General features: G+C 47.6%; 13 protein-coding genes. 11 read left to right on the top strand and 2 right to left on the bottom strand.

The genetic code is table 11. The features are described from left to right. The first annotated feature begins 26 nt into the window (after positions 1-26). The 8 genes from MKY35_RS23580 (at position 27) to MKY35_RS23545 (ending at position 10,661) form a co-directional block, all read left to right on the top strand. On the top strand, positions 27-1,262 hold the full coding sequence (locus MKY35_RS23580; RefSeq protein WP_039271450.1) for an argininosuccinate synthase: 1,236 nt from the start codon (positions 27-29) through the stop codon (positions 1,260-1,262). A gap of 86 nt (positions 1,263-1,348) precedes the next feature. Next, the gene (gene argH, locus MKY35_RS23575; RefSeq protein ID WP_342444954.1) at positions 1,349-2,761 is read left to right on the top strand and encodes an argininosuccinate lyase; all 1,413 of its coding nucleotides are present in this window, start codon (positions 1,349-1,351) and stop codon (positions 2,759-2,761) included. A gap of 447 nt (positions 2,762-3,208) precedes the next feature. Continuing rightward, positions 3,209-3,460 (top strand): hypothetical protein, encoded by a 252-nt coding sequence (locus tag MKY35_RS23570; protein WP_342444953.1) that lies wholly within the window; start codon positions 3,209-3,211, stop codon positions 3,458-3,460. Continuing rightward, complete coding sequence (locus MKY35_RS23565) at positions 3,453-5,912, top strand: glycosyltransferase family 2 protein (protein ID WP_318627920.1); 2,460 nt, start codon at positions 3,453-3,455, stop codon at positions 5,910-5,912. Before MKY35_RS23570 ends, MKY35_RS23565 begins: the two co-directional genes overlap by 8 nt. Before the next feature lie 23 nt (positions 5,913-5,935). Then, a complete protein-coding gene (locus MKY35_RS23560) occupies positions 5,936-6,943 on the top strand; it encodes a glycosyltransferase family 2 protein (protein ID WP_029514557.1) in 1,008 nt (335 codons plus the stop codon). Then, positions 6,906-7,325 (top strand): GtrA family protein, encoded by a 420-nt coding sequence (locus MKY35_RS23555; protein WP_342444952.1) that lies wholly within the window; start codon positions 6,906-6,908, stop codon positions 7,323-7,325. The genes MKY35_RS23560 and MKY35_RS23555 overlap by 38 nt, the downstream gene beginning before the upstream one ends. Further along, positions 7,322-8,923 (top strand): glycosyltransferase family 39 protein, encoded by a 1,602-nt coding sequence (locus tag MKY35_RS23550; protein WP_342444951.1) that lies wholly within the window; start codon positions 7,322-7,324, stop codon positions 8,921-8,923. The genes MKY35_RS23555 and MKY35_RS23550 overlap by 4 nt, the downstream gene beginning before the upstream one ends. Before the next feature lie 103 nt (positions 8,924-9,026). Next, the gene (locus MKY35_RS23545) at positions 9,027-10,661 is read left to right on the top strand and encodes a glycosyltransferase family 39 protein (protein ID WP_342444950.1); all 1,635 of its coding nucleotides are present in this window, start codon (positions 9,027-9,029) and stop codon (positions 10,659-10,661) included. 77 nt (positions 10,662-10,738) lie between these two features. On the opposite strand, the gene MKY35_RS23540 is transcribed toward MKY35_RS23545, so the two are convergent. Further along, positions 10,739-11,527 (bottom strand): alpha/beta hydrolase family protein, encoded by a 789-nt coding sequence (locus tag MKY35_RS23540; RefSeq protein WP_342444949.1) that lies wholly within the window; start codon positions 11,525-11,527, stop codon positions 10,739-10,741. A 265-nt stretch (positions 11,528-11,792) separates the two neighbouring features. On the opposite strand from MKY35_RS23540, the gene MKY35_RS23535 reads away from it, so the two are divergent. Next, positions 11,793-12,953, top strand: coding sequence for an S-layer homology domain-containing protein (locus tag MKY35_RS23535; RefSeq protein ID WP_342444948.1), 1,161 nt, complete (start codon positions 11,793-11,795; stop codon positions 12,951-12,953). A 71-nt stretch (positions 12,954-13,024) separates the two neighbouring features. Here the strand turns inward: MKY35_RS23535 and MKY35_RS23530 are convergent, their stop codons facing one another. Then, entirely contained in the window at positions 13,025-14,443 is a 1,419-nt protein-coding gene (locus MKY35_RS23530) for a VanW family protein (RefSeq protein ID WP_342444947.1), read from the bottom strand. 223 nt (positions 14,444-14,666) lie between these two features. Between MKY35_RS23530 and ftsE the strand changes: the two genes are divergently transcribed. Together ftsE and ftsX are read left to right on the top strand one after the other, a co-directional pair. Continuing rightward, positions 14,667-15,353, top strand: coding sequence for a cell division ATP-binding protein FtsE (gene ftsE / locus MKY35_RS23525; RefSeq protein ID WP_023990620.1), 687 nt, complete (start codon positions 14,667-14,669; stop codon positions 15,351-15,353). Continuing rightward, complete coding sequence (gene ftsX, locus MKY35_RS23520) at positions 15,343-16,260, top strand: permease-like cell division protein FtsX (RefSeq protein WP_013312238.1); 918 nt, start codon at positions 15,343-15,345, stop codon at positions 16,258-16,260. Before ftsE ends, ftsX begins: the two co-directional genes overlap by 11 nt. Positions 16,261-16,327 lie beyond the last annotated feature (67 nt).

Here is a 16,327-nt window from a genome sequence, read left to right as displayed (position 1 = left end):
GTAAGCATTCGGGGAGGACTTTAACAATGGCAAAAGAAAAAATCGTACTCGCATATTCCGGCGGTCTGGATACGTCGGTTATTCTGAAATGGCTCAAAGAAACTTATGATGCTGAAATCATCGCTTTCACCGCAGATATTGGTCAAAAAGAAGAACTGGACGGTTTGGAGGAAAAAGCACTCGCTACAGGGGCTTCCAAAGTGTACATTGATGATCTGCGTGATGAATTCGCCAAGGATTTTATCTATCCGATGTTTCAGGCGGGTGCTTTATATGAAGGGCAATATTTGCTCGGAACGAGTATTGCACGTCCATTGATCGCTAAGCGGATGGTCGATATTGCGATTGCCGAGGGAGCAACAGCCATTGCTCACGGGGCAACAGGCAAAGGTAACGATCAGGTACGCTTCGAGCTGAACGCGGCGGCGTTGACGCCGGATATCAAGGTGATTGCACCTTGGCGGCTGGAAGAGTTCCGCAATCAGTTCCCGGGCCGTGCAGAAATGATTGCCTATGCGGAAAAACACGACATTCCGGTAACTGCTTCTGCAGCCAAGCCATACTCCATGGACCGTAATCTGCTGCATATCAGCTATGAAAGCGGCGTGCTGGAGGACCCTTGGTTTGATCCAAGTGCTCCTGAAAATAAAGAAATGTTCTTGCTCAGCAACGCGCCTGAGGACGCTCCTGATGAAGCCGAATATTTGGAGTTGGAATTTGAAGCAGGCAACTGCGTCGCTTTGAATGGAGAACGGCTAAATCCACTGCAAGTGATGGAAAAACTGAATGAGCTCGGCGGCAAGCATGGTATCGGACGCGTGGATATGGTGGAAAACCGTTTTGTTGGTATGAAAAGCCGGGGAGTCTATGAGACGCCGGGCGGTACGATTCTGTTCACAGCTCACCGCAAAATGGAATCCATCACGATGGATCGCGAGGTTATGAATCTGCGTGATAGTCTGATTACCCGTTATGCTACCTTGGTTTACAACGGTTTCTGGTTCGCACCGGAACGTGTCGCTTTGCAGGCTCTGGTTCATGAGAGTCAGAAAAATGTCAGTGGTACCGTGCGTGTGAAGCTGTACAAAGGCAACATTATCGGCGCAGGCGTTAAAAGTCCGGTTAGCTTGTACAACCCGGACATTGCGACCATGGAAGCCGATCCGACACAAGCCTACGATCAAGGCGATGCAACAGGCTTTATCCGCTTGAATGCTCTGCGTTTGAAGGTCAATGCGGGTGTAACACAAAATCATAAATAATGATGTAACCTAAAAAATGTACGGGATGCGGGCCGTTCTTGTCCAAACGACGAGGGCGGCTTGTATTGCAGAGAGGGGATCATACAATGAGTAAGCTATGGGGCGGACGGTTTACGAAGCAAACGAACAAGCTGGTAGAGGAATATACGGCTTCTATCGGGTTTGATCAGGCGTTGGCGGAAGAAGATATTCAAGGCAGTTTGGCTCATGTGGCCATGCTAGGGAAATGTGGAATTATTCCTCAGGAGGATGCAGACACGATCAAGGAAGGACTGCACACCGTTCTGGAGCGTATCCGCTGTGGGGAAATTGAATATTCCGTTTCGGATGAGGATATTCACATGAATATCGAAAAAAATCTAATCGAGGCTATTGGTCCAGTGGGGGGTAAACTACACACTGGGCGTAGCCGTAACGATCAGGTAGCAACGGATATGCACCTGTATTTGCGTGGACGTGTGGTATCGCTGGTGGGTATGCTGCATGATGTACAATCTGCATTAATCGGCCAAGCAAAGGATAATCTGGACACGATTGTACCTGGATACACACACTTGCAGCGTGCGCAGCCTATTTTATTTGCACATCATCTGCTGGCGTATGTGTCTATGCTGGAGCGTGATATTGACCGACTCAAAGACAGCTACAAGCGGATTAACGTGTTGCCGCTCGGCGCGGGTGCTTTGGCTGGGACCACTTTTCCGATCGACCGTCATTTTGTAGCCGAGCAACTGGGATTTGATGGCGTATATGAAAATAGCCTCGATGCCGTCAGCGATCGGGATTTTATCGTAGAGTTCCTGGCTGGCGCCTCGCTGATTATGACGCATTTGTCTCGTCTGAGCGAAGAATTGGTGCTATGGAGCAGCACGGAGTTTGGTTTTGTCGAGCTGGATGATGCTTTTTGTACAGGCAGCAGCATTATGCCGCAGAAGAAAAATCCGGACGTACCGGAGTTGGTACGTGGTAAAACCGGACGTGTCTATGGAAACCTCGTGGGCTTGTTGACTGTATTGAAATCCTTGCCGCTGGCATACAACAAGGACATGCAGGAAGACAAGGAAGGGATGTTCGATACCGTTGCCACGCTGGAAGGAGCCTTGCAACTGTTCGCACCGATGATCGCCACGATGAAGGTGAACAAGGATCGCATGCGTCAAGCGGTCAACCAGGACTTCTCCAATGCAACGGATATTGCGGACTTCTTGGTCGGCAAAGGGCTTCCGTTCCGTCAGGCGCATGAGGTCATTGGCAAAACCGTACTGTATTGCATCCAGCATGGAAAGTATTTGCTTGATCTGACACTGGACGAATTTCAGCAGTTTTCGGATCTGTTTGATGAGCGTATCTATGAGGTACTTCAACCGGAAGCGGTAGTGAATGCACGGAATGTATATGGTGGAACCGCTACCGGTCAGGTACAGGCAGCCATTGGGCGCAGTGAACAGCTCCTGGCGAATACATCAACATGGTTTGAAGGGCACAAGCCGAAAAATTAATCAGTAAAGAAAGATATTATTCTCTTGCACAGTAGCGGGATACTGTGTAAAATTAAATTTTAAGGAATTAGCAATCAAAGATTCTAAGGCACCGTTCGCGGTGTCTTTTGTGCTTTTTGGGGCATTAATTTATAGTTCTAAATACCTATTACTACGCTAGTGTGAAAGTTTCTAGAATTTACATTTTTGTATACTACGTCTACGATGATTATGGTAGAATAGCACTAAGTTTTTCATTGAATTACCAATTCAATAGGACAAGAACTATATTCAATAAATAAATGTCAAGTTACTAGGGGCTCTTTTGGTCAAGTAAATTTCATAAATGTGTAAATGAAGGGCTTGAATGAGAACAGAGGTATGTCCTGGTTTTGTGAGAACGGCATGTATATGCTTTAAAGTAGTGACGTAGCAAAAGACAGAGTCGGGATGATTCAGGGAGGTATTATGAGAACTAAAAGGACGGCGCGTCAGTTAAAGAGCGCTTGGATCGGTTATCGCGCTTCTGAAGCCGATCAACTGATATCTTCATTGCATGAGGAACGGATACAAGCGGAGGAGTTACTGCGCGAGGAGCGGGAACTTTTTCACGCGGCGCTGGAACGGAAAAAGCATCGGGATGCGGAGTTAAAGCAGCTGCTTGCAGATGCGCTTGCGGAAGAGCGGCGCTGGATTGAAAGGGCGGGAATTCATGGGTGACAAGCTTAGGTGGCAGGTTGGAGGAGTTTCAATTCGCCAAACCAAGAGAAGAATAAAAGAAGAGCGTCAGCGAATCGAACAACTGCAACAACAGCTAGAGGCTCAGCGGTCAGAGCAGGCTCCGGTGCTGTACAAGCTTGATTTTCATATCGAAGAGTTGGAACGGCGACTTCAGGATACAGAACTTCGTATCCAGGCTATACGGAACGCCAATGATACAGCAGCAGCTGTGGAACAATTGCTGGATGAAGGGATACAGGATGGACAGGCGCAGGAGGCTCAAGTCCAATATGCATCTGGCCAGGAACAGACAGCAGCAGGAGCTGCTATGGTCACTGCTTCCAGTATCCCTGGTACGGAAGGCGAAGAGGCCGCAACAGGAACGCGGAGCGGCCGAAACGGCAAGGCCCGTCTGGGGGATCAACTGGTGGAGAACGGGATGATCACCCGCGATCAGCTGACAGATGCCATCCGCAACCAGAAGCGCTACGGTGGTAGGCTGGGCGATATTCTTGTAGAAATGGGCTTCATTACAGCCGAGCAGCTACAGGAACAGGTTGGCGGCGACGAGTCCAAGGAGCGCCTAGGCGATATGCTGGTTCGTTCCGGCTATATATTACCGGAACAACTGGAACGCGCACTGGAGTTCCAGGCGAAGAGCGGCGGGCTGCTGGGCGACATCTTGCTGTCATTGCAAATGCTGGAACCTGCGGATTTGTACCGCGCGATTGCTACACAGAACCGAATCGGGCGTATTGGTGAGGAACTCGCGCTGGATGCGGCGTACAAACTACCCGAGCAAGTGGCAATGGCTTATGGCGTGGTCGTTATCCATCAATATATGAACCGATATATTGTGGCGGTCAGCGATCCGCTGCCAGAAGAGCGACGCTTGAAGCTGGAGGAAATTCTGGGTATGCCGGTAGAGCAGGTGCTTGCTACGAAGGAAGAGATGGAGCAGCTCTGGGGTAAAATCTACGGTGAAGAAATGATGCAGGAGAGCACAACCGGGCTGTTGGAAAAAGAACCGCACAATTCGGCGCGGACGACTTTTACAAAGGGGCAACTTTGGGTGTTCGCAGCCATGGGTATGATTACACTGCTCGGTCTCTTCTGGAACAGTTGGAAAACGGTGTTGATCATCAATATGATGATTCAGCTGTTTTATTTTGCGATGACGCTATTTAAATTTGGCATTATTTATCTTGGTTCCCGGCGTGGGGCGCAGCTTCGTTTTACGAAGGAAGAGGTTGACGCCATGGATGAAAAGAAACTGCCGATCTATACCATTCTTGTACCTATGTATAAGGAAGCGGGCGTGCTTCCGATGTTGTTGCGAAATTTGGAGCAGCTGGATTATCCCAAGTCCAAGCTGGACGTGCGGCTGCTGATTGAAGAGGATGACATTGAGACGATCGAGCTACTTCGGGAAATGAAGCTGCCGGCCTATTACACGACACTGGTCGTTCCAGACGGTTTGCCGAAAACCAAGCCGAAGGCATGTAATTATGGACTTATTCGGGCACGTGGCGAGTTTGTCGTGATTTACGATGCTGAGGATCGTCCCGACGCTGATCAGCTTAAAAAGGTCATTGCAGCGTTCGATTCACTCCCTGAGCATTATGCGTGTATTCAGGCGAAGCTCAACTATTTTAATAGTACACAAAATTTGCTGACCCGCTGGTTCACTCAAGAATACAGTATGTGGTTCGAGCTACTGCTGCCGGGTATTATGCAGTTAGATACCCCAATTCCTTTAGGTGGCACATCCAATCATTTTCGGGTATCTGTATTGAAAGATATTAATGCGTGGGACCCCTATAATGTAACCGAGGATGCCGATCTGGGCATACGTCTGTATAAAGGCGGCTACAAAACTGCTATTGTCGATTCCCGCACATGGGAGGAAGCTAACAGCCGCGTGGGCAACTGGATTCGTCAGCGGTCACGCTGGATCAAGGGCTATATGCAGACGTGGCTGGTTCATATGCGCAATCCGGTGAAGCTGGTGCGCGAAGTGGGCTGGAAAGGTTTTTTCGGCTTTCAGGTGATGATTTTGGCAACTCCGATGTTGCCGTTGCTGAATCCGATTTTTTGGGGCTTGCTTATTTTATGGTTTGGCTGGGAATTGTCCTTTATTCCCAAGCTGTTCCCGGGATATGTGTATTACCTGGCCAGTGCGGAATTTTATATCGGTAACTTTCTGTTCGTATTCAGTAACGTGGCCGGAATGTATTGGGTCATCGGGGAACTGGAAGAGCGCGGTGAACGAACATTTTCATACGCGATGGTCAAATATGGGCTACTCTCGCCGTTATATTGGGTACTAATGAGTATAGCTGCGGTGAAAGCAGCTTGGCAGCTCATTACCAAGCCGTTCTATTGGGAAAAGACGACACATGGTCTGACCGATATGCACGACTTGGATGATACCCCGGCACAGTCCTCCTGAATATGAAGAAAGAAGGAGCAAGAATGGAGACAAAAACACCTTTTTTATCCGTCGTCATTCCCATGTACAATGAAAGCTCGCATCTTGAGCGTTCACTTAAGGTGATTGATGGGGTACTGTCTGTTGTCACCTCACGCTATGAACTCATCATTGTAGATGATGGTTCCAAGGACGATACGTGGCTTAAATTGTCTGAATTATCCCATCGAATGCCCTCTTTGCTCGCGCTCCGGTTGAGTCGGAACTTCGGTAAGGAACTGGCGTTGTGCGCAGGTCTGGAAAATGCCTCTGGCGATGCAATCATTGTCATGGACGGTGATTTGCAGCACCCTCCTGAGATGATTGGAGAAATGGTGCGTTTATGGCAAAATGAAGGTTATGATTTGGTCGAATGTGTGAAAGAATTCCGGGGAGAAGAGTCGGTGGGCAAAAAGCTTGGAGCTTCTTTGTTCTACGCGACCTTGAACCGCTTGACGGGCTTTAATCTCAAGGATGCCTCCGATTATAAGCTACTGGATCGACGAGTGGTGGATGCCTGGATGGCGATGCCAGAGCGGATGCCGTTTTTTCGCGGAATGACGGCCTGGCTCGGTTTCCGTAAAACCCAGATTTCATTCCGAGTGGCTCCACGCGAAGAGGGTCCAAGCCGCTGGAGTCCGTTAGGGCTGACTCGACTGGCAGCAGAAGCGATCGTTTCGTTTTCGACAGTACCATTGCGGGTTGTAAGTCTGATGGGCCTCATTTTTATGCTGATTTCAGTCGTATTGGGGATTCAGACCTTAATGCGTAAATTAATGGGTGACGCTGTGACCGGTTTTACCACTGTCATTTTGCTGCTCTTGATTATCGGCAGTGTACTCATGCTGTCGATCGGAGTAGTAGGAGAATATATTGCCGCCATATATCACGAAGTTAAAGCCAGACCCCGTTATCTAATTGCAGACAAACGGGCGAATGCTGACCGATTGTGGGTGGACAGGGAGTTTAATCAACATGATCAGACGTTCATATCTAAAGTATCCAATCATTAAATACGGCATTGTGGGACTGCTAGGTACAGGTATCCATGTTGGTGTACTTGTGCTGCTGGTGGAGCTGTTTACGGTACCTGCAGTAATGGCTACTACAGTAGGATTCGTGGTTACGCTGCTCGTTTCCTATGTGCTGAACCGAAACTGGACGTTCGAGCCTACCGGTGAGGGAAGTCGCACCCAGTTTCTTAAATATTTATTGGTCTGTACCTGTGGCTTACTCTTAAATGCCGCCCTGATGTACGTGACCATTCACTGGATCGGTTGGTCGTATCTGATCGGTGAAGTACTAACTACCATCATCGTGCCTGTTCATAATTATTTCTGGAACCGCTACTGGATCTTCTCCGTTCCGCAACAGCGTCAGAAAGAGGTTTCATGATTTTAAGAAAACGCGGAAAATTTCTATCATTGTTTGCTTGTATTACTGCTCTTGAACTGGCCGTGGGCGTGTATTTTGCATGGTATCTTGGTTATATGCATACCGATGCGCTCAGTCGAGTGGCTAACGCATTTTATGTGCTATACAGTCGTGATCCACACTTGGGTGCTATCGGGTTTGTATGGAATCCCCTGCCCAGTTTGATGGAACTGATTGTGCTGTTGTTTTATCCTTTATTTCCAGTACTCGCTTCCCACGGGCTGGCGGCAGTGATTGTGAGCAGCCTGTTTGCAGGGGCGAGCGCGGCATTATTGTATGCGACGGGCAAACAGTTGGGGCTTCACGGTGCAACCAGCTTGCTGATTGCGCTATTATTTTCACTGAATCCATTTATGTTTCTGTTTGGCTTCAACGGCTTGAGTGACTCGCCATATATCTTTTTTATCCTGTTGACAGTGAGTCGATTTTGTATGTGGTTGAAGGATCGCAAGGCGGCGAATTTGATCGTATCCGGTTTTGCGCTTGCATTGGCATTTTGGGTTCGCTACGAAGCAGTTCCCCTGGGGGTTGCGCTGGCTTTGGGCGTATTACTGACGATTTTTTCTCTGCATCGGTGGCGTACAAACAGAGAGATGGTTAGAATGGAATTGTCTTTAAAAGAGCGCCTGTACAAGGTGGAAGCGACATGGCTTCTATTGTTGTTGCCACTTGTTTTTTCCGGTTTGTTGTGGCTCTTTTTTAACTGGATTATCATGGGCGACCCGCTTTACTTTTTACGCTCGCAATATTCCAATTCCACACAATCAGCGGCTTTGCTGGAGGATCAGCGCTTTGTAGAAATGTTTGCTCACCCTGTGCTGATGCTAAAGTTTGTCGGGCAACGAACCTTATGGTATGCGGCTCCGTTAATTGCCATTTTGCTTATACGCCTATTGGACAAACGTCTGTGGAGTTGGAGCACGTTAACGCTGCTGGCTATCTTTTTATCGGTACCCGGGCTTCAGCTTTTACTGATGCTTAAGCATTCTTCGTTTGGCTGGTTCCGATATTTTATGTATGTATTCCCGATTACGGTTGCCTGGTTGCCGTATGAGCTAAGTTTATTGAAGGGAAAAATGAGGGGGATCGGAATCTCTCTGGTAACAGCAGGAATGTTGGTAACAGCAGGCTTGTTATCCTACGCACTGACGAACCCCGCGATTGCAGCAGATGAACACAGCTATTTGACGCATAGTGGTAATGAAAGCTACGAACGTCAAATTATTGAGCGGAAAATAGCGCCGTGGCTGGATGAGTATTATGGTTCATCTCTTATTTTGACAGATTCTTATGCCGCCTATCCGATCATTTTGAGCAGCAAAATTCCGAAGAAATTTATGATTACGAGTGATTATGATTTTGGGGAATCTTTAATAGATCTGCCTGCTTCCAAGGTGGATTATGTCTTGGTCACGCGCTTGGTGGATGGGGTACCGCTGGATCAGGTAAACCGGAGCTATCCTGATTTGTTCGAAAAGGGAGCGCCGTGGGCCTCGTTGGTACATGACTTTGACGGGCAGTGGCGACTGTACAAAATAGAGCATGAAGAATCGAAATAATTATTATATTTTAGTGCATCGTAGCGGAGGGAAGAATACAGCTGTAGGGTGTGAGTGGGCTACAGCTGTATCACCGCAAGAAGTTTGAGGGGGAACGAGAGGAATGTCCTTTCGCAAATGGTCTGCAAGCAGATGGATGGCTATAGGTCTGTTTGTATTTATACTTGCATTGGAGTTGTCTGCGGGCATCTATTTCAGCTATGTTCTGGGATATATGCACACAGACGCGCTCAGTCGCGTAGCTAACGCATTTTATGTGCTGTACAGCCGCGACCCGCATCTGGGCGCCATCGGATTTATCTGGAATCCACTACCCAGTCTTCTGGAAATGGTGATTCTACTGCTGTATCCAATCTTTCCGGCATTAGCCACCTATGGATTGGCTGCTGTTATTTTAAGTGCTACCTTTTCTGCTTTGACCGCTATGTTGCTATATCGGGCGGGTGTCAGAACAGGGCTTAGCTCTAGTATGAGCTTGCTGCTGGCTTTGTTGTATGCACTGAATCCGTTTATTTTACTGTTTGGTGCCAATGGGCTGAGTGATTCGCTATACATATATTTCATTATGATGACGGTGATTGAGTTTGCATTGTGGCTCAAGGACCGCATGACGGCAAGTCTGATTGTTTCTGGATTAGCGCTTGCCATGGCGTTCTGGACTCGCTATGAAGCGGTTCCTCTGGGCGTGGCAATGGCGGGTGGAGTGGTATTGGCGATCATGTTTCTACATCGAAACATGGGCAGACGTGAGCTGGCCTTGCGAGAAAAACTGCACAAGGTCGAGGCAACCTGGCTGCTTCTTCTGCTGCCTGTGGTCTTTTCCGGGTTGTTGTGGATTTTCTTTAACTATCTCATTATGGGAAATGCTTTTTATTTCCTGAATTCAGAGTATTCGAACACGGCTCAATCGGCAGAGTTGCTGAATGATGATAAATTTGTAGAAATTTTCTCCAATCCGCTGGTAGCCTTGAAGTTTATTGCTTCTAAAACCATCTGGTATTCTGTACCATTGTTTGCTATTCTGTTCATTCGTCTGTTGAGTGGGCGCTTATTCCGATGGGGAACCCTGATTATTTTGTTATTGTTCCTGTCTGTGCCGGGCTTGCAATTTTTACTTATGATGAGACAATCCTCGTACGGGTGGTTTCGTTATTTTATGTATGTATTCCCAATTACCGTAGCCTGGTTGCCTTATGAGTTGAGCCAGCTTCAGGGACGATGGCGGAGGGCAGCCTTTGGCCTGGTATCCGTCAGTCTGCTGCTTACCGCTGGATTACTTTCCTATGCGTTGACTCGCCCGGATATTGCACCGGATGAGAACAGCTTTCTCACACGGACAGGTAATGTGAACTATGTGAGACAGGAGTCAGATCGTAGGATTGCCGTTTGGTTGGATGAGCATCTGCCGAAGTCTACCATTATGACCGATTCGGCTTCAGCCTACACCATGATTGTTTACAGCCAACATCCCAAACGCTTCCTGATCACCAGTGATTATTCGTTCAATAAGGCATTAAGTTATCCGCAGGACAACCATGTGGATTATATCCTTTTACCTAAGATTATGTCAGGCATGCCACTGAGTAAAATCAATATGGTATATCCGAATTTGTATGAAAAAGGCGCTCCTTGGGTTCAGCTCGAACGTGAGTTTAACGGTGAGTGGCGCTTGTACAAGGTGCTACTCAAGTCACTAACTAAAGGGTCTCCATCAACGGAGATCACAACAAATCCCTAATGTGGATATAATAAATCCCCGAGCCTATCCCTTCGCCATGGTGCGATGAGGGAAGCTGCGGGGATTTTTTAACCTGTTTAGTGCTCTTTGAGCGGTAGCCATGCCAGAACATCCTGAATTTTCGCGTCCCAGTATCCCCATTCATGAGCTCCAGGACCTTCTTCGTAGGTCAGCGGAACCCCGACGGTACTACATGTTTCACGAAAAGTCTGATTCCCCTTATATAAGAAATCCTCCGTACCGCAGCATTGATAGAGTTGGGGGAGTGAGATCCCCGCGGTGGCATGACGTTGTAGCAACTCTAGCAAGTCGTGATCTGTTCCGCGTATTTCATCTGGCCCAAAAATGTTAAGCCATTCCGTTGGACTCATCGCATTTTGCATAGGATCGGTGCGTAATGCGTGTAAATCCATGACTCCCGAAAGACTGGCAGCGGCTGCAAACCGCTCTGAATGCTGGAGTGCCAGTTTGAAAGCACCATATCCACCCATAGAAAGTCCGGCTACAAAATTATCCTCACGCTTGTCGGATAGAGGAAAGAATGAACGTGCCAAAGCCGGCAATTCTTCACTGATAAAGGTCCAATAAGCCGCTCCTTGCTCCATATTCGTATAGAAACTCCGATGTACTTGGGGCATAACGACAGCCAGGCCCAATGAGGCCACGTAGCGTTCAATGGAGGTTCGACGCAACCAGGTTGAATCATCGTCCGATAGGCCATGCAGCAAATACAGCGTCGGATGTGGCCCGGTTCCTTGCTTGCCCTCTAGTCCAATTTGTGAACGGGTTGCCTGAGGAAGAATAACATTCATGGATGTGCTCAGACCAAGAACTTCCGAATAAAACTGACATTGAATAAGAGCCATAAGAAGACCTCTTTTCCTAGGGGTTTGTGACCTCATTGCGGTGTTCAGCATATGACTGAGTATTCATTCAGTATACCTTAGCCTGTCTAAATATACATATCCAAGTGAGTGACTAGGTATTAAGTCCCGTTTCTTATTTATCCTACATTAGGAGGGGGTATGGTTATATGGGACGATTTTTTTAATTTGGGGGTTATTTGGGTTTGATTTCTGGTAAAGTGTTTAAAAAAGAATGATGAATCCAATCAGAGGAGGAATTTATAGCATGGGAAAAAAGTTAAGAAATACAGTTACAGGTGTATTGAGTACAGGTCTTATTCTTAGCGCATTCAGCGCAGCGGCAGCTGCTCCTCAAACTACAAATGGACATTGGGCAGGAGATCAGGTGCAACGCTGGTCAGCCACAGGACAATTGGACGGCGCGGTAAAACCGGATGCGGCAATCACACGTGCAGAATTTATTGTTCTTCTGAACCGCAGCTTGGGTACGTTCACGCAGGATACTCCAGCTGTGACAGACGTAACGTATGCGGGCAGTGTAAAAGTAAACGGTAATGGAGGCAGAACGTTCACAGATGTACCAGCTTCTCACTGGGCATACAACGAGCTGACAAGTGCCGTGAATGCAGGTTACATAAGCGGCTATGCAGGTAACAAGCTCAAACCAAATGGTAAGGTAACACGTCAAGAGGCTGCGGCTATCGTAGGCAAAGCTATTGGACTCACTGCGGGTAACGCAGCAGATGTTACTAAATTTATTGACTCCGACAAAATTGGATCTTGGGCAAAGAAAAGTGTAGCGGCAGCTGCGGAGCAAAAAATCATCAACGGTTATCCGGATGGTAAATTTCAGCCACTGAAGTCGCTGACTCGTGCAGAGGCAATTGCTATTCTGGACGCTGCTTCCGGCTACAACCTGAGCCCTGTTGATAATCTGACGACGACTCCTGGTGGAACGGTAACGGATTCCACATACAGCAACGTGACAGATTCCACTTATGGTAACACGTCGACTACTTCTGGCAGCGAAACAGAAGATAGCAGCACAAGTACAAGCACAGACAACACGACTACGACTACTACGGATAACTCTACAACAACAGAGACAACTACAAATACCGATACGACTACAGCTAACACTACAGACACAGCCGCTGAAGCGGATGCTGCTTCGAGTACACTGAAAGTCAACGATGTGCATGATGGTGAAGGTACAATTACAGGGACAGCTAAAGCTGGTTCCACAGTTACTGCCTATTCCAACGATCTGCCTATCGGCAGTGCAGTAGCCAAAGATAACGGCACATTTAGTATCAGTGTGCTTACTCAAAAAGCGACAGTTAGACTGGTTATCAAAGCTGAAGATGCAGACGGCAATGAAAGTGAGCCTGTAGAAATTTCTGTTTTGGGTAAACGCAGCGAGTAATTTATAGCTAAAATCCCCCTTTCACTCTGTCTGGAACAAGTCCAGCCGACAGTGGAAGGGGGATTTTTCGTTTATTCGCTTATACCGTCCTCGACAATAGACTTCTCGGGTTCACGTGTTTGTGGCTCAGACGATGTGCCACCGCCATAACTAGCTATAATGCGTTGCTGCGCTCGATACGTATCGCGGCTGATTCGGGTGCGATCTACGATTTTTCCGTCTACCTTTTTTACCCGGAATGTTTCTACCACATACCCTTCTTTGCCCTGCCGAAGTACTTGATAGAAGCCGGGGGAAAGTGAGTCATTACGGAGTCTTTTCTCCGGTATGGGAAGTACGCGAACCGTATGGGATTCCAGTTCATACGAAATATTGGACGGAAATGTACCGAAAAATTTAACAGTAAGCGTTCGGTTTTGGACAGCCGCACGAAGTAGTAAATGCTTGCCTGTATTGTTTCTAAAACGAAAATTAATGGATCCTGTAGCAAAAGTCGCATCCTGACCTTTGGGCAGGTAGCTGACTGGCAAAGAATGGTTGCGGCGCTCGACAATGTCCAAACCGACTCGCAGTGCTGCATTATACACCGTGCTGGATACCTGACAAATCCCGCCGCCTATGCCGGACTCCAACCGACCGTTCACGATCACTGGAGCTTCACGAAAGCCATGAGTGCGCTCAGCCTTGGTAATCAATTGGCCGTAGTCAAAAATGTCACCCGGCTTGAGAATTAAACCATCAACGGTGCTTGCCGCTGAATTAACGTTATAGACGCGTCCTTCCGAGCTACTGCCGAGACTGGTGGAGAACTGGACAATTTTGCGCTCAATCCCTTCGTTACGTAGACTGTCCACCGAAATTTTCGGTTCCAGCTGACGGAAAGGTAATTCCGCTCGTACGGGCTCTTCCGAAGCGGTAAAATCCTTGGGCAGCGCCTTATCTAGTGCGGCGTCCAATCTGGGCCAATCTAGGCGTCGGGCAGAGCGCCCCGGAATATAACGAACCTGATCATTCCCGTCAATCTGTCGCACAGCATTGATAGGCATGCCATATCGTTGCTCCTCCCAATCGGCTCCGAATTGGGCCCTTAATATCTCCTCCTGTCGGAAAGATGTGATAGACCATTCCTTCTCGAAGCTAAAACGTGTCTGCACACGAGTCCATAGATGCTCCGAACTGAGTGCCTTCACGGCATTCCGAAATGCCTCCGCTTTATAATGAATTCCTGCTTCCCCGAGTGTAATTTTTATATCCTGTGCACTGCTGTCACTGTCCGTCAGAAGCAGTGGGCGCTGCTTTAATGCAGCCAGTTTTTTATCCACCAGCTGGAGAGCGGTTGTTTTATACATGCTTCCTACGTTGACTCCTCCGACTCTCACTCCCTCCGGCAGTGTTTGTCTGTCGGCGTACAGATGAAGTCCTCCCCACAACATGGCCAGCGCCAGAACACCAGACCATATCCAAATGACAGATAAATGAATTTTTTTCATAGTGCAGATGTCTCCTGTCTGATAAGCTTGATAGCGATTCGTGTGCCATGATATTCATATATATGTGCCGAAAGCAGAAAACTTTCGGTACTATTTAGGTAACAAATTTGTTACAATGATAAACGGTATGATGAAATAGAGAAGTTTTTAAAGGAAATGCATGGAATATGTCGAATGGATATTAGGTTATGCGTAATATGATTAAGCAGCGGGAAGTGATCGAGTGATTGAAATGCAGGATGTGTGGAAGACCTATACTAACGGAACCCACGCACTTCAAGGAGTATCGGTTAGAATTGACCGTAATGAATTTGTATACGTAGTCGGTCCGTCTGGAGCGGGGAAATCGACTTTTATGAAGCTTATTTATAGAGAAGAAGTACCTACCAAGGGGCAAATTTCAGTCAATGGTTTTAATATCGGGAAGCTCAAGCAGCGTAAAATTCCCTACGTTCGTCGTAACATCGGAGTCATTTTTCAGGATTTCCGGCTTTTGCCGCGTTTGACGGCTTATGAGAATGTGGCTTTTGCTATGGAAGTTATTGAAGCTCCCAAGAAGCTGATTCGCAAACGGGTACCCGAAGTGCTTGAACTGGTTGGCTTGAAAACAAAAATGAATCGTGAGCCTGCCCAGCTTTCCGGTGGGGAGCAACAGCGTGTAGCGATTGCACGGGCCATCGTAAACAATCCTTCCGTGATCATTGCCGATGAACCTACGGGAAATCTGGACCCCGAAACATCGTGGGAGATCATGCAGTTGCTGGACGAAATTAATTTTCGAGGCACGACTATTGTAATGGCGACCCACAATAAGGACATCGTGAACTCCATGCGTAAACGTGTAATTGCCATTGAAAATGGCAACATCGTAAGGGATCAGGTAAGAGGGGAGTACGGATATGACTTTTAATACCTTCTTACGTCATGTGCGGGAAGGTTTCAAAAACATATTCCGCAATGGCTGGATGTCCGTGGCATCCGTCACCTCGATTATTGTGTCACTGCTCATATTGGGCGTATTTATCATGCTGGTGCTCAACGTCAATTCCCTGGCTGATCAGGCAGATAGTCAGGTGGAGGTTAACGTATTTCTGGAGCTGAATGTAGAGCAGAACATGCGCGAAACACTGCAAAAGGAAATTGCGGCGATGCCAGAAATCAGCAAAACAACCTTTGTGACTAAAGCTCAGGGTTTGGAGGAGCTGCGCAAAGATCTGGGAGACAGTGGCAAGGAGCTGCTGGAGGGTTTTGATAAGGACAGCAATCCGTTACCGGACAAAATTGTAGTAGAAGTTATTGAACCAACAACGGTTCCATTTGTGGCCGAAAAGATTGAGAAGCTGAATACGTTGCATCCAGAGAAGCCGATTTTAAAGGTTCGTTATGGAAAAGGCACCGTAGAGACGCTCTTTACGATTACGAAGCTCATTCGTAATGTAGGCTTTATATTCGTCGCCGGACTGGCGATCATGTCCATGTTCCTCATCTCGAATACGATTCGCGTGACCATATTGGCACGACGCAGAGAGATTGGCATTATGAAGCTGGTCGGTGCGACCAACTTTTTTATACGCTGGCCGTTTTTTATCGAAGGTGCGCTTATCGGTCTCATTGGTTCCTTGATTACCGTAGGTATTTTATTTACTGGCTATCAGCGTTTGCTCACAGCCGTACAGGGTGATATAGCTCTGAATATGTTGAAGCTTATGCCACTTGAAGGCATTTGGATTCAGTTGAGTGCATTGCTGATTATTTTGGGGATGCTGGTCGGAATTGTTGGCAGTACCCTGTCCATGCGCAAGTTCTTAAAAGTATAAGAAGCGCTGGATGGACGTCGTGGTCGATTTAATAGAACGGGGAAGCCCGGTGTTATTTTGCGATAAA

The organism is Paenibacillus sp. FSL L8-0638 (genome assembly GCF_038593075.1).
GTDB classification, from domain to species: Bacteria; Bacillota; Bacilli; order Paenibacillales; family Paenibacillaceae; genus Paenibacillus; species Paenibacillus polymyxa_D.
The sequence above is the reverse complement of the archived record's forward strand: the minus strand, read 5'-3'. Positions and strand labels throughout refer to the sequence as shown.